Here is a 20834-nt window from a genome sequence, read left to right on the forward strand (position 1 = left end):
CCCTGCCTCACCGTCGCTACTTCGGTGGCCCGTGGACTCCCTCTCAACGGGCCAACCGCCTCAGACGTAAACAAGACGTTTCATTGAAACGCCTCCTGTAAGCGTAGAAGGCGTTCGAAAAATATCCACTGTACAACAGCCTGGAGCTCTCTACCGGACGTCCGGGACGACTCAAAAAGCCCGGCCAAAGCGCACGTAAAAGCCGCTGTTTTCGCCTTCGCCCTTGGCGTAGTCGAGCGTCACCACCATCTGTTCCGACGGTTTGAGCAGGTAGGACATCCCCACACCCGCACTGGGATAGAGGTTATCGCGCTCGCCACAGTCTTCCCCGTCACCATAGAGACAGGCGACGCCGGCAAACACGTTGACACCGAAGCGTTCGTATAACGGCAGGCGTTCTTCCACTTCCAGGCTCACCGAATGCGGCGCCAGGTACTGCCCCCGGGTGTAACCGCGCAGGTGAACACTGGAATAACCGCTATTGGGGGCGTCGTGCGTCCAGCGTCCGGCAATGTGATAGGCAAACACAGCGCCCTTGGCGTGGGCGATGTAATGTGTGAAATCGAGATTAAGGGTATCGAAGTTTTCTTCCCCACCGAACGCTTCGCGGTAGGCGAAATTGTTGATGTCGAGCAGTTTACCGGCGCTGGGGTCGTTCTGGTTGTTGCGGTCGTCGTACATCAGCACGAGCCCCAGCGCGCCGGAATCGACGCCGTTCAACCCCAGGGCCTTGAGGACTTCGTCGGTGCGGAAGTCATCGCCCACAGCCAGGTAGTTGGTGTAGACACCCTGAACACCCACGAACCAGTCGGACCGCACGGCCTGAAGGTAGCGCGCGTAGGCCAGTTTCATCTCGTCGGTGGTGGAGGCGGGCAGGCCGGAGCCGAGGAAATCGGAATAGTCGTTCCTGATCCGACCGCCGCCGATGGCCGCCGTCAGGCGCTTGCGGTCTTTGTCCCAGTAGGAACGCAGGAAGGCCGTGGCGAGGTAGGAATCGGTGTTGCTGTAGGTGCCCATGGCCCCGGCCATCGACGATGTGGAGCCGGGATCGAGCTTGAACAGGTAACCGGCCAGGAAACCCAGCGACGTGCCAACTTTCGGGTCACTGCTGAACTTGGGAGCGACCACCCAGGGCGACGGTGCCGGTTCGGATGACTGAGTGACTCTCTCAGCGCCCGCCCCGAATAACGGGACTAGACAGGCACACGCACCGCAAACCAGACGCCATCCCAGACTCCTACCCCGCACCCTGATCTCCCATCCCTGAAAGCGTGACTCCAGTGTTGTCGGCACGGTGCGTTTCGTCCAGTTCACAATCGGGCATGAGGCCAAACCGCTCGGGACGTTGATTGACCTGGCGGGCCCGCAGTGCAGACCGCTTCGAAACCGGAACAGACACCGGCCCACATCGTCGAGGGGAAGCAGACACGTGCCGCGGGGGTGGCCCCCGCGTCTGTAAACTTACTCCACCACGTCCACCTCGGGCGGCTGCCAGGACCCTTCCAGAATCCCCTGTTTGCCCCAGTAGGCGCGGATATAGAGGGAGAACTCACCGTCAGGCGCCGGCAACCAGTTGCTCTCCTTGTCCGCGCCGGGCGAGGTGCCCCCCGCGTACAGGGTCAGCGAGCCGTCGTCGTTGCGCTTGAGGTTCTTGTTCTTGGTCCCCAGGGAATAGCGGTGCAGATCATTGGGGTAAAAGAGGTGTTTGTCGTTGTAGAGGGTGAGTGACCAGAATCCGTTCACCGGCGGTTCCTGTCCTTTGGCGAAGGTCACGGCGTAGGTCTTCGAGCCATCGAGCTGCTCGCCGTCGGAATCGTAGTCGGTGTAAAAATACTGGGTCTCACTGGGCCGGTTGTCGAACATGTTCGACTTGGCGGTGCCAGTGCGGTTGTAGTAATCAATGCCCCACTCCGAGTTATGCACCGAACGGTTCCAGCCGTTGCCGGCGGGTTTGCCATTGTATTCCCAACGGAAGAACGGCTTGATGACGTCCTTGTCGGCGGCGACGGCCTCGTCGACGATGACTTGTCTGATGTCCGGATTGGTTTCCGCCACGGCCAGTAACCAGCGCAGTTGCGCGTACAGGGCTTCCTCGCCCGGCAGCGGCGGCACGATGTCGAGCACCGTCCCCAACTCGTCGAAGAATTTTTCCGGCACCACCCACTGGGTTTCTCCACCGCCGCCCTGGTCCGCATTCGGATTGGGAATCGACGGCAGTTCACTCCAGTCCATGGTCTTCATCGAGCCATCGAACTCGGACAGCGGATAGGCAACGATCTGATCCACCGCGGACTGAATCGCCGCGCGGTCGGCCTCCGTATCGTCCATAAACGCCCGTGGAATGACATTGGCCAGCGATGTGGTGCCGTGAATCACACCGTTGATGCCATCCGGCGTCTCGCCCTCCCAGTTGGGTCCGACGACCAGGTAAAAGCCGGGCTGACTGCCATAAGGCTTGCCAAGTTCGCCGAACTGGTCGGTGCGGGCATCGTAAAAGGCGTAGATCCAGAAGCGGTCGCCAAAATCCGGCACCTGGATAACGATCGGCTGGCTGTCCAGGTCGAAGAACCCCAGTCCATATACCACGTCCTGGTTGGGGCACGTCACGAAGGTTTCGGCGGGATCGATATAATCGCTGAGCATCGCGATCTGCCCCTGCGGTGCAACGGGCAGGATGCCGCCCAGGAGGCCGGGCTTTGGTGCCTGGGTAATGGTCGCCCGGCGGTTGTACATGTTGACCATCGGCCAACCCCAGACGTAGGCCTTGCGAGCCAGCATCTTCGCGTACGCCGGCGTCATGTTGACGTCCGTACTCGGTTTGGCCAGTTCGTCGAAGGTGGGTTTCTCGGGGGCTGCAAGCGCCGCCGCGCTGATCACCCCCAGCACGACCGAGAAAGCCGCGCACAGAAATCTATCGATAACCGTTTTCATGTCGGATGCTCCATTCCGGAATGGTCAAAACGATTGAACCCATGAGCCCCGCGCCGGAAAGCCTACCCTGCGCCGGCCGGGGCGTCTTTGCAGTTACTCCACTTTCACGATGTCGTCCGGCTTCCAGGTCTGGTCGTAAAAAGCATCCTCCGCGCCATAAAGCCGCAGGGCGACCAGGAAGTTGCGCCCCGGTATGGTCTTGATGAAGGCCGCATTTACCACACCGTCCGGCTGTTCCGGTCCGAACCAGATGTCGATGGAGCCATCGTCGTTCTTGGGAATGTCGTAGTAGCCGTTGGTGGATGGCAGCAACTGGTCGGTTTCCGGCATGGTGCCGTCGGTCACGTTATAGGCCGTGACCGCCCAGAACAGGGCCGCCGGGGGATTGGGCGGCAGGTGCAATTTGTAGGTGTTGCCGCCGGTCAGGAAGGCGCCGTCCTTGTCACGGGCGGTGAACGGGTACTTGGACCCGGCGCCGGTGGTGCGCATGACCATCGCCGGCGCGGAGGAGTAGGCGTACTGGAAGAACGCCGAGCGGGCAGTCAGGTCCAGGTAACTCTGCTGCATCCATTCGGCGGTGCCGGCGGACCAGGCGCGTTCGTACTGGCGATCTTCGTAGTAGAGGTTCCGGCGATCTTCCCGGCCCAACTGGCGCGAAGCCAGGATCATCTTGGGTGCGGTCTCGACGGCCTTCTCCAACAGTGCCTGCTGCCGGCCGTTGGGCTCGAAGGGCTGGCCCTTCACGATGCCGATGGAGGCCAGCACGCCCCGCAGCTCTGGATCGATGGCGCTGACCGGCTCATAGTCGACAAAGGCCTTGAGCTTGGTCCAGTAGTCGAAGTCCGTCGGGTACATCATGTTCACCCGCTCGTCACTGGCGTTGGGGAACTCCATCGCCGGAATGGTTTTCTCCTCCGCCCATAACGGGTAAATCCGGGTGGTTTCGGCCAGCTCGACCGCGGGCTTGGGATCGGGCACGCCATCGCCCTTGGCCATCACCGTGCGGAAGAATAGGAAGACGTTGTAGGTGCGGGAACGGACCGCGTAGTAGCTCGACGGCACGTGTCCGTCGTAACCCGGCGGCAGCAGCAGGTAGAGGCCACCCCGCGCCCGGTCCGGTCCAATGGCGCCGACGTCGGTGAGGGTGCGCTGGAAGAAATCGGTGAACATTCCGATCACGTTGGGCGGCGCCTTGACCACCAGCGGCCCGGTTCCCTTCAGGTCCAGATAATTCATCGAATAGATGACGTCCGCGTTGGGCGTGGGCACCCAGGTGCGGCTGTCCATGCGGTCCTTCCAGATCGGCAGCACGTTGTAGCCCGATCCGAAAGCCTGCTCCGAACCGTCGCGCATGCCGATCACATTCATGGCCGGCAGCATGGTCATGTAGGCGTACACGGCCCGCTGGTAGTAGAGCTCCTCGCGCAGGGACTCGGCCTCGTCCTGCGGCAGCCAGTTTCCGTCGTTGATCTGCTGGACCAATGGCGGCGCATCCGCCGCCTCGGCAACGGCGCTTCCCGTGCTGAAAGCCAGCAGGCCAAAAGCCAGTCCGGCGATCACCGCGCGGCGTGGAAACGGTGTCTTGCGGTTCATGTCTGGAATGCTCCCCTTCGTTGATACAGAGGCGTCGATGCGCCTGCGTCAATACAACTACGGGGAAGGCAAATACCGAACAGCGTGCCTTCCATGTCACTTCGGAACGAACGACCCGCAACCCGAGCCGCTATCCTTCAGGAGGAAGCAGGAAGGCTCTGTAGCTCCCAGCAGCGGGAGTCAGCCAACGACACCGCTTGCCATGACCTCCAGTGCATCCTGCAACGACGGCGCTGATCACAGCGCCTGGGGTACGGTTACCCTCTCGCCAATGGCGGGTGGAAACCTCGAAATCCGATGCAGATTACTCAATAAGCGTAGAAAGGTTTCAGGCAAATGCCACCGCATCAGCACTCGGCCAAGGACCCTGGTCCCATCAGCGACCGGGCCACTCCCGATTGAGTGACAGGTGCCCCGGAACGTCAGGATTCCGCCAGATCCAGCAAGGCCTGTCCGGTCAGGCGGTAGCCGATCCACTCGCTCTGGGGCTTGGCGCCGATGGATTCGTAGAAGTTGATCGCCGGTTCGTTCCAGTCCAGCACGTTCCATTCGAAACGGCCGCAGCCTCTGGCCACGGCAATCTGCGCCAGGTGCCGGAGCAGGGCCTTGCCGGCGCCGCTGCCGCGCTCGTCCGGGGTGACGTAGAGGTCTTCCAGGAACAGGCCGTTCTTCGCCAACCAGGTGGAATAGTTGTAGAAATACACCGCAAACCCGATGGGTTGGCCGGCTTTCTCGCAGATCAGGGCGTGGACGGTGGAGTCCGGCCCGAAGATGGACCCGGCGACGGTCGCCTCGGTGGCCACGACCTCGTGCTCGGCTTTCTCGTAGATGGCCAGTTCGCGCACGAAGGCGAGGATTTGCGGCACGTCGTCGACGGTCGCGGTGCGGATTTCGATAGCGGACATGGTGACTCCGGGAATAAGGGGGTCGACCATGCCATCACAATCGCCGGAGTTTGGCCAGTCGCGGCCGTGGTAAGCTGAGTCACAGGAATCCGTTTACAAGGCACCACAAGGAGGTGCGACAGGCATGATTCGCCCTGCCACACCCGACGACGCCGAAGGCATCGTCCGCATCTACAACCACTACATCCGCGATACGGTCATCACCTTTGAGGAAGAGGCGATCACGGCCGGCACCATGGCCAAGCGTATCGAAAGCGGCGTCAACGCCGGCTTCCCCTGGCTGGTGGCGGAGGAGGACGGTGCCGTGCTGGGCTACGCCTACGCCGGCCCCTGGCACCCGCGCTACGCCTATCGTTTTTCGGTGGAAGTGACGGTTTACCTCGATCCCGACGCCGGCGGGCGGGGCCTGGGCTCGCAGCTCTATGAGTCGCTGTTCGAGGCACTGATGGGCCTCGGCGTGCACGCCGTCATCGGGCTGATTGCCCTGCCCAACCCCGCCAGCGTGGCCCTGCACGAGAAGTTCGGGATGACACCGGCGGGGAAGCTGCACGAGGTAGGCTACAAGTTCGACCGCTGGGTCGATGTGGGTCTCTGGCAGCGCACCCTGACGGCCGACCGCTAGCGCCAAAGGCCCTCGTGTTCAAGGCATACCTTATTGCAGATCGAATTATATGTCGATAATATTGGACATATGGACACATTAAACACCATCGAAGCATTCGCGGCCCTGGCTCAGCCCACACGTCTGGACGCTTTCCGCCTGTTGGTCGCCCACGAACCGGAGGGGCTCGCCGCCGGCGATGTGGCCCGTCAGCTGTCGGTGCCGCACAACACGATGTCGGCCCACCTGAGCGTGCTGAGCCGCGCCGGTCTGGTGCGTTCGGCACGCCGCAGCCGCTCCATCATCTACCGTGCCGACCTGGAAACCGTGCACCAGGCAATCCGCTTCCTGGTCCAGGACTGCTGCGGTGGCCGGGCGGAACTTTGCCAGCCGCTGATAGACGACCTGGCGCCCTGCTGTACCCCGAAAACAGACGCCTGAGAGACTGACATGATCACCGTGATCTATCACAACCCCGACTGCGGTACATCGCGCAACACGCTGGCCATGATCCGGGCGTCCGGTGAGGAACCGCACGTCATCGAATACCTGAAAACGCCGCCTTCGCGGCAAAAGCTGGAAGCCATGCTACAGGCGATGGCCATGCCGCCCCGGGAACTGTTGAGACGCAAAGGCACCCCTTACGACGACCTGAATCTCGACGACCCGGCGCTGACTGACGGCGAGCTGATCGACGCCATGATGGCACACCCAATCCTGATCAACCGGCCCATCGTGGAAACCGACCTGGGCATCCGGCTGTGCCGTCCGTCCGAGACTGTATTCACCCTGCTGGCCCACCCTCCCGCACGCTTCGTCAAGGAAGACGGGGATGTCGTGGTCTCCGGAGATAATGACTTATGAGCCTGTCCCTGCACGATCTGCCCAACATCGACCCGGAGCAGCTCCGGCCCATCGATCACGACCGCCTGGCCGCCCCCGGTGCGCCGCAACACGCGCCGCGCATCCTGGTCCTGTACGGCTCGTTGCGGGAGCGGTCCTACTCGCGACTGTTGTCGGAGGAAGCCAGCCGCCTGCTGCGCTGGTTCGGCTGCGAGGTGCGCACGTTCGATCCCCACGGCCTGCCGCTGCCCGACGCCGCCGAAGCGGACCACCCCAGGGTGCGGGCACTGCGTGACCTGGCCGAGTGGTCCGAAGGCATGGTGTGGGTCAGCCCCGAGCGGCACGGCGCCATGACCGCGGTGATGAAGGCCCAGATCGACTGGATTCCGCTGTCCCTGGGTGGTGTACGCCCCACCCAGGGCAAGACCCTGGCGATCATGCAGGTGTCCGGCGGCAGCCAGAGCTTCAACGCGGTCAACCAGCTGCGGGTGCTGGGCCGGTGGATGCGGATGCTGACCATCCCCAACCAGTCATCGGTGCCCAAGGCGTTCAACGAGTTCGACGACGCCGGCCGCATGAAACCCTCGCCCCTGTACCTGCGGGTGGTGGACGTGTGCGAGGAGCTGGTGAAATTCACCTGGCTGACCCGCGGCCACGACGCCTACCTGACCGACCGCTATTCCGAGCGGGTGGAGAGCGCCGAGGCCGTGTCCCGGCGCGTCAACCAGACGTCCATCTGACGGAATCGATATGCTGGCATTCGCAATCTTCGTCGTCACCCTGGTGCTGGTGATCTGGCAACCCCGGGGGCTGGGCATCGGCTGGAGCGCGCTGGGCGGGGCCGCCGTGGCGCTGGCCACCGGTGTCGTGCACTGGCCGGATGTGGCGGTGGTCTGGGACATCGTCTGGGACGCCACCTTCACTTTCGTCGCCCTGATCATCATTTCCCTGATTCTGGATGAGGCCGGCTTCTTCGCCTGGGCGGCGCTGCATGTCGCTCGCTGGGGCGGCGGGCGCGGGCATGTGCTGTTCCCGCTGATCGTGGTGCTGGGCGCTTTCATCGCCGCGTTTTTCGCCAACGACGGCGCCGCCCTGCTGCTGACGCCGATCGTCATGGCGATCCTGCTGCGGCTGCAGTTCCCGCCGCCGGCAGCCCTGGCGTTCATCATCGCCACCGGCTTCGTGGCGGACACCACCAGCCTGCCCCTGGTGATCTCCAACCTGGTCAACATCGTCAGCGCCAACTACTTCGACATTTCCTTCGAGCACTACGCCCTGGTGATGGTGCCGGTGAACCTGGCATCCCTGGCCGCTACTCTGGCCGTGCTCTGGTGCTTCTTCGGGCGGCGCATCCCCCGGCGTTACGACGTGAGCGCGCTGGCCGAGCCGGCCACGGCGATTCGCGATCCGCAGGTGTTCCGCGCCGGCTTCCCGCTGCTGACGATCCTGATGGTGGCCTATTTCGTGACCGCGCCGCTGGATCTGCCCATCGCGCTGGTCACGGGCATCGCCGCCCTGATCCTGATGGCCATCGCCGGACGCTGGTACGTCGCCAAGCGCGGCCGGGTGATTTCCCTGAAACGGGTACTGAAACACGCGCCCTGGCAGATCGTGCTGTTCTCGGTGGGGATGTACCTGGTGGTCTACGGCCTGGGCAACGCCGGCCTGACCGACCGGGCGGCGCAACTGCTGGGCTGGCTGGCGCAGCAGGGGCCGCTGGTCGCGACCGTGGGGACGGGGTTCGCCTCGGCGCTGCTGGCCTCGATCATGAACAACATGCCCGCTACGCTGGTGGGCGCGCTGGCCATCGACCAGGCGCCGGTGTCGCCGCTGATCCGGGAACTGATGGTGTACGCCAACGTGATCGGCAACGACCTGGGGCCCAAGTTCACGCCCATCGGCAGCCTGGCCACGCTGCTCTGGCTGCACGTGCTCGCGCGCAGCGGCCATCGCATCAGTTGGGGGCAATACATGAAGGTGGGGCTGATCATCACACCGCCGGTGTTGCTGGTCACCCTGCTCGCCCTGGCCTGGTGGCTGCCGCTGGTTAACGGCGGCTGAGGTGGATCTGGTACGCCAGGCAGTCGATCCGACGCGGGCCGACCTCAGCCATACCGGGGCGGCGCCCAACGACCCGGAAGCCCTGCCTCTCCAGCACCCGTCGGGAGGCCGGGTTATCCACAGACACAAACGCCGTGAGCTGGCGCAGTTTGTAAGTCGTTCTGGCTAGATCGACGATCGCGCTCACCGCGAAGCGGCCCACGCCCTGCCCGGCCGCATTCTCGGCGACACGGTAGCCCAGCCGCGCGGTGCCGCGAGTCCGGTCGATCTCCCGCAGATTCACCCGCCCCAGTAGCGCGCCGCCCTGCACCACCAGTCCGGGAAACATCACCCCGTCGGCGTGTTCGGCGAGACTCGTCCGGACGTGGTCCGCCACCGACCGCGCGGAGTAGAACGCCTCCCCACGGCTCTCGATAAACCGCTCGAACCAGTGACGGTTGTCGCGCTCGAACGCCAGCAAGGCGTCGCTGTCGTCGTGGCGGAGCCGGCGTAATCGCATCGATCTTCCCGGGTCAGGTGTTTGTGGCTTCAGACGGCGGCGGGCCGTCGTGCGTCCCCCGCATACTGGCGCTCGAACCGTTCCATCAACTGAGCCGCGAGTTGCCGCGCCGCTTCGCTGGGACGGCCGGGGCTGCGGTGCAGGGTGATTTCAGTGTGGGGCAGGTCCGGCAGTCCATCGTCGACGCCCAGCGTGCGGATCTCCGGCCCCACCATGGAGGGCGTCAGCACGGTAAGCGCCAGACCCGCGCGCACCGCCGCCGACAACCCGGACAGGCTGGCACTGGTGTAGGCAATGCGCCAGGGGATGCCGGCCGCGTCCAGCGCCGCCAGCGCCCGTTCGCGGAAGACGCACACACCTTCCCGGGAGACCGCCAGCGGCAGCGGCGAGCGTTGGTGGGTGTCGTAGCCGGTGGCGCCGGCCCAGACCATGGGCTCGCGCACCAGCACTTCCCCGCCCGGGCTTTTCGGCTGCCGGGTGACGATGGCCAGATCCAGCGACCCGGCTTTGACCTCTTCCATTAACTCCACGCTCAGACCGCAGCGCACCTCCAGTTCCACGCCGGGATAGCGGGCCTCGAACTCGGCCAGGGCCTCCGGCAGGTACACCACGTAGTCGTCCGGGATGCCCAGCCGCACCACGCCGTCGAGGCGCTGGTCCAGCACGTCCTGCCAGGCCAGGGCATTCTGGCGCAGCATCTGACGGGCGTGGGCCAGCAATCGTTCGCCGGCTGGCGTGGGCACGGCGGCGCGGCGCCCGCGCTGCAGCAACGGGCGATCCAGCGTGTCTTCCAGCCGCGCCATGTGGGCACTGACCGTGGACTGGGCCAGGTGCAGGCGCTCGGCGGCGGCGGTGAAGCCACCGCTTTCCACCACCGTGACGAAGGTTTTCAGCACCGCCAGATCGAGGGGTCTCGGGTTCGGCATCGTTGCATCACGTTTCGTGATCGATTGATCGAAAGACTTCGTTTCACCGATTGAGCTGTGTTCTCCAAAATACGCCGGGTAATGGCATCGGACAAGCGTTAACAGGAGTGACATCGATGTGTCATAAACGTCAGTACGCGGGCATGTTGGCGGGGCTTGTGACGGTCCTCCTGTGGTCCTGTCTGCCGGTCCTGCGCAGCTTTGCGCACCTGCCGCCGATGCTGATCGCCGCCGTCGCCATGATCTGCGCCGCGGGGCTGGCTCATATGGCCAGCCTGCATTACGTGCGCAAAGACACCAGCCGGATCCGGGAAGGACGTTACTGGCTGATGGCCGTGGGCGGCCTGGCCGGCGCGCTGTATTTCTACTTCCTGGCTTTGCAGAACGGCGATCCGGCCAGGATCACCCTGGTGACCTACACCTGGCCGCTGGGCTTTGTGCTGATCGCCAACCGTCTCGCCGGCCAGGGCCTGAGTTTGCGGCTGCTGCTGGGCTCGGCGATCGCCTTCACCGGGCTGGCGCCGCTGGTGCTGTCCGGCAGCGAGGGCCAGGCGACGTCGCTCATCGCCTACGCCGCAGGACTGGCCGCCGGCATCTGCTGGATCGCGTTCTCCGTCTACCTGCGGCAGGCCGGCGCCCTGTCCCTGCACGGCTACCGCTCCCTGTTCCTGCACGTGAGCCTGGTTGCCCTGGCGATGCACGGGCTGTTCGAGCAGTTGCCCGAAGCCGCCACATCCCGCGACTGGGCGGTGGCCGGCCTGATCGGCCTGGGCCCCTACGGCGCGGCTTTCATCAGTTGGGGCTTCGCCCTGCAGCGCGGACCCGCCACGTTGCTGGGGCTGATGACCTATCTGGTACCGGTTCTGGCGGCGCTGCTGCTGGTCCTGCTGGGCTGGAGCCCGGCCAGCTATCAACTGGCGTTGGCGGCCACGGCGGTGGTAGCCGGGGCGCTGCTGTCACAGGGGATGCGCATCCGGCCCGGGACAACCTGATCGATCCGGACTGGTCGGCTTCGATCGAAAAAGCGTAAATTGGAACGGTTCTCGCTTATCGATTGAGGTTACCCCAGCTGCGGATTACACCATGCACTCTTCCATGAAGTTCACATTCCGCTGGACGCTGCGCGCCGTCCTGCTGCTCATCGCACTCCTCGTCGGGCCCTTGTTGATGGCCGCCTGCAGCGGCCTGGCCACCTCCCAGAGCTGGTACGACGCGGACCGTTCCAGTGCGGGCATTGCGCCGCAGCCGGAGGACGCGCCGGAAGCCATCGTGCAGGTTTACCACGCCCGCGCCTTCGGCTGGCGCGGCTATTTCGCGGTGCACACCTGGATCGCCACCAAGCCGGCCGGCGCCGGCACCTATGAGGTGCATGAAGTGACTGGCTGGAGCCGCCAGAAGGTCCGGTCCCGCCCCGGCGACCCGGATCGCGCCTGGTACGGCAACGAACCCCACCTGATCGCGGACATCCGCGGCGACAAGGCGGCCGAGCTGATCCCAAAGATTGAGGCGGCGATCACCGACTACCCCTACCAGCGCGAATACGAAGCCTGGCCGGGCCCCAACAGCAACACCTTTACCGCCTGGGTGATCCGCGCCGTGCCGGACTTCGACGTGGCGCTGCCCAACATTGCCATCGGCAAGGACTATCTGGACCCGCCTTTCGTCGCGGAAACGCCCAGCGATTCCGGCTTCCAGGTGTCCGCCTTCGGCTATGCCGGCGTGCTCGCCAGCGCCTATGAGGGACTGGAGATCAACCTGCTGGGCCTGTCCTTCGGCATTGATCCGCTGGCCCTGGGAATCAAACTGCCGGGTATTGGCCAGCTCAGCCTGCTGGATCCCTGGGAGCCTGCGTCGACGCCGGTCACCGGACCCTGACAGACCCGACCGCACAATCTTGTGACTTTAACAGAGACAGGTTTAGCGAGACTGGGGACAGCGGTCTAAACTGCAATGGCAAGGATTCACCAGGGTGCGCGGCAGCGCGTTGCAGCGAAGCAGTCGTAACAGGGTCTGTCGCCAGGGAAATTGACCTGTCACCAGGTCGGTCACGAGGCGCAGGCACCATGAAACTCTCCGAGCTGGGCGATCTTTACTCAACGCTGTTGGAAGCCGCCGTCGATGCCATCATCACCATCGATGAGCAGGGCTTCATCACCAGTTTCAACAGCGCCGCCGAGCGACTGTTTGGCTATTCCCGGGACGAGGTGGTGGGGCGCAAGGTGAACCTGCTGATGCCCCCGGACACCGCCGCCCGACACGATCGATACCTGCAGAACTACCTGAGCACGAGAAAACCCCGCGTCATCGGCATCGGACGTGAGGTCGAAGGACAACACCGGAACGGTTCGCGCATTCCCCTGCATTTCTCCGTCGGCGAGGCCGTTCACGAGGGCAAACGCACCTTTATCGGCATCTGCCACGACCTGTCGAAATACCGTGAGATCGTCGAGCAGCTGGAAGAAACCGAACAGCGTTACCGCGACATCGTCGAAAGCCAGAAGCAACTGATCTGCCGCGTCGACAGCCAGTTGCGTATCACCTTCGCCAACGCGTCGTTTTCCCAGGTGATCGGCGTCCAGCACGACGCCCTGATGGGCCTTCCGCTGACGGAAATCGCGGACGATGACGAACACCGGCTGGGCCATTTGCTCGCCGGCATGTTCCGGGCCCACGGCAACCTGAACGAAGTAAACATCAAGGTGACGATGAAGTCCCGGGACAGCGGTGCCCTGGTGGACTGGTCGTTCAAGCGGGTGGACGGCGCCGGCGACCCGCAGGAACCGGAGCTGCAGGGTTTCGGCATCGACATCTCGCAACAGGAAGCCGCCCTGCAGCAGGCCCTGTACCTGCGCAACCACGACTACCTGACCGGCTTTCTGAACATGCGCGCCTTTTCCAGCGCAATGAAAGCATGGATCGAGCCCCGTCGCCGTTACGCGCTGCTCCACCTGGCCTGCGGCCGGTTCGAGATGATCAACCGGCAGTACGGCTATGACGCCGGCGACAACGTCATTGTGGAGGCCGCCAAGCGTATCCGCCTCACCCTGATCCGGCCCAACCTGTGCGCCCGAACCGGCAGCGACATGCTGGTGGTGATCGGCGTCCGGGATAACGAAGAAGCCCACGACACGGCCCTGCAACTGGTGCAGAGCCTGGAGCGCCCTTACCGGGTCAATGGCTCCAGCCTGCGCCTGGACGTGGTCTGCGGCATTGCCCTGTATCCGGCCGATTCGGCCTCCCAGGAAACACTGCAGAACATGGCCAGCTCCGCGGCTCGGGATGCCCGCGATCATGGCGCGACGGCGGCGTATTTCGACGCCGACTACCACGAGGACCTGAAGAAGCAGATGGAAATCGAGCAGGGCCTCAAGGAGGCGCTCGATAATCAGGACATCGAAGTCTACCTCCAGCCCAAGATCGGACTCGACGACCACACCGTTCACAGTTACGAGGCGCTGGTGCGCTGGCAGCATCCCGAACGGGGCTTTATCTCGCCGGCTGACTTCATCCCCATTGCCGAACGCAGCGCCCTGGGTCAAAAACTCGACCGCTACGTGCTGAACATCGCCGCCCAGCTCATCGCCCGCTGCAGGCATCAGAGCCGCCCCGTCCCGGTGATCGCCGTCAACGTCACCGCCAGACACTTCTCCGATCTGGCACTGCCGGAGTATCTGGAGCAGCTGATGCGCCGGTACAAGTTTCCTCCTGAGTCGCTGCAGTTGGAAATCACCGAGGGCATGGTCATGCAGATGCGTCAGACCACGACGCAGGTGATGGAACGGCTACGCACGCTGGGTATCCAGGTGAGTATCGACGATTTTGGTACCGGCTATTCCTCCCTGAGTTACCTGAGCCACCTGTTGGTGGACGAACTCAAGATCGACAAGGTCTTCATCGACGATCTGCAGAGCGAACGCGGCGCCACCCTGGTGCGCTCGGTAATCGCCATCGCCAAGGCCAACAACCTGCGCATCACCGCCGAGGGCATCGAGACGGCGGCCCAGGCCCGCATCCTCAGAGGCATGGACTGCGACATGGGCCAGGGTTATTTCTTCGCCCGCCCCAAACCGGGCCACGAGGTTCTGGGGCTGTCGAGCTGACGCCGCCCACTTGGACAGCGCGGCTGCTTTACCGCAGACTGGTCGCCGTTCGACGTCGCATGGAATCCCGAATCCCTCATGGCCCCACCCTTTGATACCCCGCTGTTCTGGCTGCTGGCCGTCATCGGCGTCATCCTGACCGGCATCTCCAAGTCCGGCTTTGCCGGCGGCGCCGGCGTGCTCGCCGTGCCGTTGCTGGCACTGGTCATTCCGCTGCCCATGGCGACGGTGATCATGCTGCCGGTGCTGCTGTTCATGGACGTTCGCGCCATCCACCTGTACTGGCGTCACGCGGACCGGGCGGAGCTGAAGCGGCTGGCGCCAGGGGTCCTGATCGGCATCGGGTTGGGTGGGTTGCTGCTGGGGGCGCTGTCCACGGACCGGCTGGAACTGATGACCGGCGTGGTCTCGATCCTGTTCGCCAGTTGGCAGAACCTGGCCGGCTGGCTGCAGCGCTTCCAGCGGGCGGGCTGGTTCTGGGGCGGCGTCTCCGGGGTCACCAGCACGCTCATCCACGCCGGCGGCCCGCCGCTGAGCGTCTACTTCCTGGGCCAGCAACTGGACAAGCTGCGCTGGCTGGGCACCGCCGCAGTACTGTTCGGGCTGATGAACCTGACCAAAGTGGTGCCTTACCAGATCAATGGGTTCTGGGAGGGCCGGCTGCTGCTGGTTTCCCTGTGCCTGCTGCCGGCCGCCTGGATCGGCATCCAGCTCGGCTACCGGATCCAGAAGCACTTCGACGGCGCCACGTTTATCCGCATCTGCCGTGGCCTGCTGCTGGTTTCCGGCTGCCTGCTGGTGGTCAAGGGCGTCTGGTTCTAGCCTACGCCATCCAGAACGGCTTGCGCGCTTCCCGGTCGAGGCTGCCGGGCCGCAGGCCAATATCCTTCTCGATCCGTCCCGAATCGGACCATTCCAGTTGGCGCCTGAGTGAGCGCCGTGTTGCTGCGCGTTGCTGCCAGACTCGCAGGGTCTGGACGACGGTACCGGACATGATGCTTTCCTCCGCTGAAACCGTGAAGACGAACCGGGCCGGATGGAACGGGCCCGGTAGCACACAGCATCGCCAATCGACGGTTATGCGGGCAGACACAGGAAAGGGCATTGTGGGCGTGACAGTGGGTCGGGATTGAGCCTCTGTATCCATCACAGTTTCCGGGGGACAGAAACCGCTTCGGCGGCAGGGGATACGGCGGCGCCGCCGGCTGGCCGCACTCAGTGCAGGCGGCGCATGCGTCCCGGCGTTTCGCCGTACTGGCGGCGGAACGCGTGGGTCAGGGCACTCTGGCTGGAGAATCCCACCTGGCAGGCGATATCCGCCAGCGGCAGGGTGCTTTGCAGGAGCAGTTCCCGGGCCCGGCGCAGGCGCGCTTCGAGCAGGTAGCGATAGGGAGTCATGCCGGTCATGTCGCGGAACAGCAGATGGAAATGGCCCACACTCATGTGGACCACGCCGGCGAGTCGGGAGACCGGCAGGGGCTCGTGCAGGTGGCGGTAGATGAAGGCATCAAGAGCCGCGAGATCCAGCTTGCCGAACGACTTGCGGTCGAGATCGCGGTCGAACGTGCGATGATGCAGCGCCGCCAGCAGCCCCTGGGCCATGCCGTCGGCCGCTTCGGGATAGTCCTGCCAGATGGAGGCTTCGCGCTGGATATAGGTCAGCAGCAGACGCAGACCGGAATCCGCCTCAAAGTAGCGCGGCCCGTCAAACAGTCGCACCACATTGGCCCCGACATGTTCGGACGGCAGGTCCACGACAATGTGCGTGTTCTCGCCGATTCCCTCGTAGAAGTGCACTTCCCCACCCGGCACCAGGCAGCCATGCAGGGCGTCCACGCGACCGCCTTTGCCGGCGATCTCGAATTCCGCCTGCCCCTTCATGGCGATTACCAGCTGGTGGTAGTCGTGATCATGATGCAGACAACTATTGGGAAGGGGGAACGTCCGGATGCGCGTCGTCATAACTGATTATCATTTCGATGCTAACATGGATGATCTTACCGATAGACGAAGTCTATGCAAACAATAAACCAAAAAACATCCAACTTATCGTTTTTTATCGTTTCGATAGACATATTCTTGATCAACTCAGGAGCTTGACACAAAAACCCCGCACCCCTGAGCAAGACCGTTACGGGTTCCCCTTACGACAATCGTATGAAGCATCGTTCATGCCGTCATTCATGGGGCCCAGCGCCAACCGATGAAGCTGGCTCCCGCCCGTAACCAGAGAGCAACACCATGAACCAGACAGTCGCCTTCATCGGTGCCGGCAACATGGCCGGCGCCATCATCGGAGGATTGATCGATAGCGGCCTGGCCGCCGACCGGATCACCGCCACGTCCCCGGACACGGCCGCCCAGGACAACGTTCGCGAAAAGTTCGGCATCCACGCCCACGCCGACAACAACCAGGCCGCTGCGACCGCCGACGTTCTGGTCCTGGCGGTCAAACCGCAGATCCTGAAGGCCGTCTGCGAGCCCCTGAAAGACACCATCCAGTCCCGCGACACGGCACCGCTGATCATCTCAGTCGCGGCCGGCGTGCTGGGCGAACACATCGACACCTGGCTGGGCGGAAACCTGCCCATCGTGCGCTGCATGCCCAACACCCCCGCGCTGGTCCGCGCCGGTGCCTCCGCCCTGTGGGCCAATGACCGGGTCTCCGAAGACCAGCGCGCCCGTGCCGGCGAGCTGCTGGCCGCCGTCGGCCAGGTGGAGTGGATCGAGCAGGAATCCCTGATGGACGCGGTGACCGCCGTTTCCGGCAGTGGCCCGGCCTACTTCTTCCAGATTTTCGAGGCCATGGAAGAAGCCGGTGCGTCCCTCGGCCTACCCCGGGACACGGCCCGCCGCCTGGCGCTGCAGACCGGCTTTGGCGCCGCCTGCATGGCCCTGGCCAGCGACGAGTCGCCGGCCCAGCTCAAGCGCAACGTGATGTCGCCGAAGGGTTCCACCGAGCAGGCCATCGCCAGCTTCGAGGCGTCCGACCTGAACGAGGTTTTCAAAAAAGCCATGACCGCCTGCGCCAACCGCGCTCAGGAAATGCAGAAAGAGTTTTCATCCTGACGGGTGCACCCACGACACCTGCGGGCTCTTCCCACCAAAAAAAGAAAGGCACAACTATGAAACCGATGCACAAACTCGCTTCCGCTGCGCTTTTGTCGGCAGCCATCGCCGGCAGCATTGCCCCGGCTCAGGCCGAGGAGAAATCCTGGCGTATGGCCACGCCCTGGAGCGGCGGCCCCTGGCTGGAACGTGACGCCCAGGACTTCGCCGACCACGTCACCGAACTGAGCGACGGCGAAATCAACCTGCAGGTCTTCCCGGGCGGCACCCTGGGCAGCGCCCTGAAAGTCACCGAAACCGTGGAAAGCGGCGTGGCCCAGGTCAGCCACAACTACCTGGCCTACGATTACGGCAAAGATCCCACCGCGGCCCTGCTGGCTGGCCACTCCAGCGGCCTGACTCCGGAAGAGTTCATGCTGTGGATGTACCAGGGCGGCGGCGCCAAGCTCTACGAAGAGTTCCGCATGGAAGAATTCGGCGTGGTGGCCTTCCCGTGCTCCATTCTGGGTACCGAGATCTTCCTGCACTCCAACAAGAAGGTGCAGACCCTGGAAGACTTCAAGGGCCTGCGCCTGCGCACCTCCGGCGCCTGGGCTGAAATCGCCTCGCGCCTGGGCGCGTCCACCGTGGTCATGGCCGGCTCCGACATCTACACCGCGCTCGAGCGGGGCGTGATCGACGCCGCCGAGTGGGGCAGCCCGGAAATGAACAAGCCGACCGGCTTCCAGAACGTCGCCAAGTACGTGATCGTACCGGGCGTTCACCAGTCCGGCGGCGTGCTCGAGTGTCAGATCAACAAGGATGCCTGGGCCGAGCTGAACGACCAGCAGAAGAACGTCATGCGCGAGGCGGCCAAGCTGTCCGTCTTCGACTCCTGGCTGGCCGCCTCCTACTCGGATCTGGAAGCCTACCGCGAGCTGGAAGAAGGCCCGAACGAAATCGTTCGCCTGGACCCGGCCTTCGTTGAAAAAATCTACGACGAGACCGAAGCCTGGGAAAACGAAAAGGCCAAGGACAACGACTGGTTCGCCAAGGTTCTCGAATCCCAGCGCAAGTTCAAGAAGGACATGGAAAGCTGGCCTCAGTACCGCCTGACGATCGGCAAGTCTGAAGACTGATTTCCACTAAGAAACAACCGGGGTGGCCGCCCGTGGGCTACCCCGGCTTTTATTTGTCCGGAACACGCTCATGAAACTGATTGCATTTATAGAAAGCCTCACCCGGTACGCCGGGCACCTGGCGGCCATCCTCATACTTCCCCTGGTAGCCGCCCTGGTCTACGAAGTCTTCAGCCGATACGTGCTAGGCTCCCCCACCCTGTGGGCCTTCGAAACAAGTTACATGGTGATGGGCGCCATCTTCATGCTGGGCATGGCCAACGCCCTTCGCGTCGGTCAACACGTGAGCGTGGATGTAATCACCCTGAAGCTGTCGCCGCGTGTCAACGCCGCCATCCGCACTCTGTGTTACCTGTTTTTCCTGCCGTTGATGATCTGGCTGACCTGGGAAGTGTTCAAGTACTTCCACGACGCCTGGGAAAGCGGCGAGCGTTCCGGACGCTCGGCCTGGAACCCGATCGTCTGGCCGGTGTACCTGGTCTGGTGTGTCGGTTTTTCCCTGATGTGCCTGCAGTTGCTGGCCGAATTCCTGAAATCCATTCGCACCCTGATCAAGGGTGACGGCCAGGCAGAGCACCGGGAGGAACTGGTATGAGCGATTACCTGTCGCTGTTGATGTTCCCGCTGTTGATGCTGCTGATCTTCGCGGGCTTCCAGATTGCGTTTTCGATGATCCTGGTGGCGGCGGTGTTCGGCCTGATGATTTTTGGTCAGACCGCGCCCTATCAACTGCTCACCAAGATTGAGGACACCGCCTCCAACGCCATCCTGGCGGCGGTGCCGCTGTTTATCTTCATGGGCGCCATGCTGGAAAAATCCGGCATCGCCGAGCGCCTGTTCAAGGCGGTCCACATGTGGACCGTGCGCCTGCCCGGAGGGCTGGGCGTGGGCGCCATCGTGCTGGGCACGATCTTCGCCGCGTCGTCCGGCGTCGTCGGAGCCACCGAAGCCGTGATCGGCATGCTCGCCATCCCGGTGATGATGAAGCACCACTACGACAAGAGCCTGATGTCCGGCGTGATCTGCTCGGCCGGTTCCCTGGGCACCGCGATTCCGCCGTCGATCACGGTGGTCGTACTGGGTCCGGTGGCCAGCGTCTCCGTCGGTTCCCTGTTCAGCGGTCTGCTGATCCCGGGTCTGCTGATGGCCGCCCTGTTCGTGATCTACATCATCGGTGTGGCCTACTTCAAGCCGTCCATGGCGCCGCGCGTCGATGACGAGGCGGTGCACTATTCCCTCGGCCAGAAGATGAAGGTCACCGTCTACGCCCTGTTGCCGACCGCGGCCCTGATCTTCACCGTGCTGGGCACCATCCTCATGGGCCTGGCCACGCCGACCGAAGCCGCCGCCTGCGGCGCTGCCGGCGCGCTGCTGCTGTCCGCCTTCTACCGCAACCTGAACCTGAAGGTGTTCTGGGACTCCTGCGGGCGCACGGTCAACATCACCGCCATGATCCTGCTGATCCTGCTGGGCGGGCACATGTTCGCCGGCGTGTTCTTCGCCGCAGGCGGCATGGCCACGGTGCAGTCCATGCTCATGGCCACCGGCCTGGAGCCCTGGGCCATCATCGGCCTGATCCTGCTGATCGCTTTCCTGGCCGGCTTCGTGCTGGACATGATGTCCGTGGTCCTGATCGTGATCCCGGTCGCCATGCCGGTGGTGCGCGCCCTGGGCTTCGACGACATCTGGTTCTGCGTGGCCTTCCTGGTGGTGCTGCAGACCAGTTACCTGACGCCGCCACTGGCTCCGTCGATCTTCTACCTGCGGGCCATCACGCCGCCGGAGATCACCCTCAAGCACATGTACAAGGGCGTGATCCCGTTCATTGTGATTCAGCTGATCGTGCTGGCCGTGGTGCTCTTCTACGAGCCGGCGGTCATGTGGCTGCCGGGCATTACCGGCGGGCCGTCCTGGTAAGCCGACGTGCAAACGACGCCGGCAGCCCCCGGGGGTGAAGCCGGCGATGTGCACTATGCTGATAAGGACAGCTGTTAAGGACGGTGTTTTTGAGATGGGGCCATTCAGGCGGAGTTGGCTGAACTGGCAGTGGCGCGCATCCCGGCCGCACCCGGGATGACGCCATCACCCTCTTCACCTCCGTGGGCGTATCGCTGAGCCATTGGGCGGCGGCCCACAAACCAAAAAAGCCCGGCGGGAGCGATCCCGCCGGGCTTTTTCTTTTTCCGGT

At 63.8% G+C, this 20834-nt stretch carries 21 protein-coding genes; 13 read left to right on the forward strand and 8 right to left on the reverse strand.

The window, feature by feature from the left end:
* Window positions 1-171 precede the first annotated feature (171 nt).
* From GQB00_RS11865 to GQB00_RS11880, 4 genes are all read right to left on the reverse strand, one after another.
* Entirely contained in the window at window positions 172-1128 is a 957-nt protein-coding gene (locus GQB00_RS11865) for a BamA/TamA family outer membrane protein (RefSeq protein ID WP_111493456.1), read from the reverse strand.
* 333 nt (window positions 1129-1461) lie between these two features.
* On the reverse strand, window positions 1462-2931 hold the full coding sequence (locus tag GQB00_RS11870) for a DUF1254 domain-containing protein (protein ID WP_111493454.1): 1470 nt from the start codon (window positions 2929-2931) through the stop codon (window positions 1462-1464).
* Window positions 2932-3024: 93 nt separating this feature from the next.
* Window positions 3025-4524: a DUF1254 domain-containing protein gene (locus GQB00_RS11875; protein ID WP_165856360.1), complete on the reverse strand. Its 1500-nt coding sequence runs from the start codon at window positions 4522-4524 to the stop codon at window positions 3025-3027.
* A gap of 422 nt (window positions 4525-4946) precedes the next feature.
* Entirely contained in the window at window positions 4947-5429 is a 483-nt protein-coding gene (locus tag GQB00_RS11880; protein ID WP_165856361.1) for a GNAT family N-acetyltransferase, read from the reverse strand.
* Window positions 5430-5553: 124 nt separating this feature from the next.
* Between GQB00_RS11880 and GQB00_RS11885 the strand changes: the two genes are divergently transcribed.
* From GQB00_RS11885 to GQB00_RS11905, 5 genes are all read left to right on the forward strand, one after another.
* Window positions 5554-6051 (forward strand): GNAT family N-acetyltransferase, encoded by a 498-nt coding sequence (locus tag GQB00_RS11885; RefSeq protein ID WP_165856362.1) that lies wholly within the window; start codon window positions 5554-5556, stop codon window positions 6049-6051.
* Between the two features lie 69 nt (window positions 6052-6120).
* The gene (locus tag GQB00_RS11890; RefSeq protein WP_165856363.1) at window positions 6121-6471 is read left to right on the forward strand and encodes an ArsR/SmtB family transcription factor; all 351 of its coding nucleotides are present in this window, start codon (window positions 6121-6123) and stop codon (window positions 6469-6471) included.
* A gap of 9 nt (window positions 6472-6480) precedes the next feature.
* A complete protein-coding gene (arsC, locus tag GQB00_RS11895) occupies window positions 6481-6894 on the forward strand; it encodes an arsenate reductase (glutaredoxin) (protein WP_165856364.1) in 414 nt (137 codons plus the stop codon).
* Complete coding sequence (gene arsH / locus GQB00_RS11900) at window positions 6891-7613, forward strand: arsenical resistance protein ArsH (RefSeq protein ID WP_165856365.1); 723 nt, start codon at window positions 6891-6893, stop codon at window positions 7611-7613. Before arsC ends, arsH begins: the two co-directional genes overlap by 4 nt.
* Window positions 7614-7623: 10 nt before the next feature.
* Window positions 7624-8934: an arsenic transporter gene (locus GQB00_RS11905; RefSeq protein ID WP_111493442.1), complete on the forward strand. Its 1311-nt coding sequence runs from the start codon at window positions 7624-7626 to the stop codon at window positions 8932-8934.
* Here GQB00_RS11905 and GQB00_RS11910 read toward each other — a convergent pair.
* Together GQB00_RS11910 and GQB00_RS11915 are read right to left on the reverse strand one after the other, a co-directional pair.
* On the reverse strand, window positions 8921-9433 hold the full coding sequence (locus GQB00_RS11910; RefSeq protein ID WP_165856366.1) for a GNAT family N-acetyltransferase: 513 nt from the start codon (window positions 9431-9433) through the stop codon (window positions 8921-8923). The genes GQB00_RS11905 and GQB00_RS11910 overlap by 14 nt on opposite strands.
* Before the next feature lie 29 nt (window positions 9434-9462).
* Window positions 9463-10359, reverse strand: coding sequence for a LysR substrate-binding domain-containing protein (locus tag GQB00_RS11915; protein WP_111493438.1), 897 nt, complete (start codon window positions 10357-10359; stop codon window positions 9463-9465).
* A 116-nt stretch (window positions 10360-10475) separates the two neighbouring features.
* Between GQB00_RS11915 and GQB00_RS11920 the strand changes: the two genes are divergently transcribed.
* From GQB00_RS11920 to GQB00_RS11935, 4 genes are all read left to right on the forward strand, one after another.
* Window positions 10476-11351 (forward strand): DMT family transporter, encoded by an 876-nt coding sequence (locus GQB00_RS11920; protein WP_165856367.1) that lies wholly within the window; start codon window positions 10476-10478, stop codon window positions 11349-11351.
* A gap of 103 nt (window positions 11352-11454) precedes the next feature.
* Entirely contained in the window at window positions 11455-12234 is a 780-nt protein-coding gene (locus tag GQB00_RS11925; RefSeq protein ID WP_165856610.1) for a DUF3750 domain-containing protein, read from the forward strand.
* Between the two features lie 188 nt (window positions 12235-12422).
* Window positions 12423-14459, forward strand: a complete 2037-nt coding sequence (locus GQB00_RS11930; protein WP_165856368.1) for a putative bifunctional diguanylate cyclase/phosphodiesterase — start codon at window positions 12423-12425, stop codon at window positions 14457-14459.
* Between the two features lie 78 nt (window positions 14460-14537).
* On the forward strand, window positions 14538-15281 hold the full coding sequence (locus GQB00_RS11935) for a sulfite exporter TauE/SafE family protein (RefSeq protein WP_111493432.1): 744 nt from the start codon (window positions 14538-14540) through the stop codon (window positions 15279-15281).
* 1 nt (window position 15282) lies between these two features.
* Here GQB00_RS11935 and GQB00_RS11940 read toward each other — a convergent pair whose 3' ends face one another.
* Window positions 15283-15453 carry a DUF1127 domain-containing protein gene (locus GQB00_RS11940; protein ID WP_165856369.1) on the reverse strand — a complete coding sequence of 57 codons (171 nt, stop codon included), beginning with the start codon at window positions 15451-15453 and terminating at the stop codon, window positions 15283-15285.
* Window positions 15454-15674: 221 nt separating this feature from the next.
* Window positions 15675-16421 carry an AraC family transcriptional regulator gene (locus tag GQB00_RS11945; RefSeq protein ID WP_111493430.1) on the reverse strand — a complete coding sequence of 249 codons (747 nt, stop codon included), beginning with the start codon at window positions 16419-16421 and terminating at the stop codon, window positions 15675-15677.
* A 279-nt stretch (window positions 16422-16700) separates the two neighbouring features.
* Here GQB00_RS11945 and proC point away from each other — a divergent pair, with 279 nt between their 5' ends.
* The 4 genes from proC to GQB00_RS11965 all read left to right on the forward strand — a co-directional run bounded on the left by proC (window position 16701) and on the right by GQB00_RS11965 (window position 20563).
* Window positions 16701-17528, forward strand: coding sequence for a pyrroline-5-carboxylate reductase (proC, locus tag GQB00_RS11950; protein ID WP_165856370.1), 828 nt, complete (start codon window positions 16701-16703; stop codon window positions 17526-17528).
* A gap of 56 nt (window positions 17529-17584) precedes the next feature.
* Window positions 17585-18646, forward strand: a complete 1062-nt coding sequence (gene dctP / locus GQB00_RS11955) for a TRAP transporter substrate-binding protein DctP (protein WP_165856371.1) — start codon at window positions 17585-17587, stop codon at window positions 18644-18646.
* A 70-nt stretch (window positions 18647-18716) separates the two neighbouring features.
* The gene (locus tag GQB00_RS11960) at window positions 18717-19241 is read left to right on the forward strand and encodes a TRAP transporter small permease subunit (RefSeq protein ID WP_165856372.1); all 525 of its coding nucleotides are present in this window, start codon (window positions 18717-18719) and stop codon (window positions 19239-19241) included.
* On the forward strand, window positions 19238-20563 hold the full coding sequence (locus GQB00_RS11965; protein ID WP_111493422.1) for a TRAP transporter large permease: 1326 nt from the start codon (window positions 19238-19240) through the stop codon (window positions 20561-20563). Before GQB00_RS11960 ends, GQB00_RS11965 begins: the two co-directional genes overlap by 4 nt.
* Window positions 20564-20834 lie beyond the last annotated feature (271 nt).

This window comes from Marinobacter sp. JSM 1782161 (genome assembly GCF_011421605.1).
GTDB classification, from domain to species: Bacteria; Pseudomonadota; Gammaproteobacteria; order Pseudomonadales; family Oleiphilaceae; genus Marinobacter_A; species Marinobacter_A bohaiensis.

Bases quoted from the DNA above. Each gene is read 5' to 3' on its own strand.
- GQB00_RS11925 (WP_165856610.1), top strand. From the start codon at position 11,455: ATGAAGTTCACATTCCGCTGGACGCTGCGCGCCGTCCTGCTGCTCATC.
- GQB00_RS11880 (WP_165856361.1), bottom strand. From the start codon at position 5,429: ATGTCCGCTATCGAAATCCGCACCGCGACCGTCGACGACGTGCCGCAA.
- arsC (WP_165856364.1), top strand. From the start codon at position 6,481: ATGATCACCGTGATCTATCACAACCCCGACTGCGGTACATCGCGCAAC.
- GQB00_RS11940 (WP_165856369.1), bottom strand. From the start codon at position 15,453: ATGTCCGGTACCGTCGTCCAGACCCTGCGAGTCTGGCAGCAACGCGCA.
- GQB00_RS11965 (WP_111493422.1), top strand. From the start codon at position 19,238: ATGAGCGATTACCTGTCGCTGTTGATGTTCCCGCTGTTGATGCTGCTG.
- arsH (WP_165856365.1), top strand. From the start codon at position 6,891: ATGAGCCTGTCCCTGCACGATCTGCCCAACATCGACCCGGAGCAGCTC.
- GQB00_RS11915 (WP_111493438.1), bottom strand. From the start codon at position 10,359: ATGCCGAACCCGAGACCCCTCGATCTGGCGGTGCTGAAAACCTTCGTC.
- dctP (WP_165856371.1), top strand. From the start codon at position 17,585: ATGAAACCGATGCACAAACTCGCTTCCGCTGCGCTTTTGTCGGCAGCC.
- GQB00_RS11905 (WP_111493442.1), top strand. From the start codon at position 7,624: ATGCTGGCATTCGCAATCTTCGTCGTCACCCTGGTGCTGGTGATCTGG.
- GQB00_RS11870 (WP_111493454.1), bottom strand. From the start codon at position 2,931: ATGAAAACGGTTATCGATAGATTTCTGTGCGCGGCTTTCTCGGTCGTG.
- GQB00_RS11945 (WP_111493430.1), bottom strand. From the start codon at position 16,421: ATGACGACGCGCATCCGGACGTTCCCCCTTCCCAATAGTTGTCTGCAT.
- GQB00_RS11910 (WP_165856366.1), bottom strand. From the start codon at position 9,433: ATGCGATTACGCCGGCTCCGCCACGACGACAGCGACGCCTTGCTGGCG.
- GQB00_RS11930 (WP_165856368.1), top strand. From the start codon at position 12,423: ATGAAACTCTCCGAGCTGGGCGATCTTTACTCAACGCTGTTGGAAGCC.
- GQB00_RS11875 (WP_165856360.1), bottom strand. From the start codon at position 4,524: ATGAACCGCAAGACACCGTTTCCACGCCGCGCGGTGATCGCCGGACTG.
- GQB00_RS11890 (WP_165856363.1), top strand. From the start codon at position 6,121: ATGGACACATTAAACACCATCGAAGCATTCGCGGCCCTGGCTCAGCCC.
- GQB00_RS11885 (WP_165856362.1), top strand. From the start codon at position 5,554: ATGATTCGCCCTGCCACACCCGACGACGCCGAAGGCATCGTCCGCATC.
- GQB00_RS11920 (WP_165856367.1), top strand. From the start codon at position 10,476: ATGTGTCATAAACGTCAGTACGCGGGCATGTTGGCGGGGCTTGTGACG.
- GQB00_RS11935 (WP_111493432.1), top strand. From the start codon at position 14,538: ATGGCCCCACCCTTTGATACCCCGCTGTTCTGGCTGCTGGCCGTCATC.
- GQB00_RS11960 (WP_165856372.1), top strand. From the start codon at position 18,717: ATGAAACTGATTGCATTTATAGAAAGCCTCACCCGGTACGCCGGGCAC.
- proC (WP_165856370.1), top strand. From the start codon at position 16,701: ATGAACCAGACAGTCGCCTTCATCGGTGCCGGCAACATGGCCGGCGCC.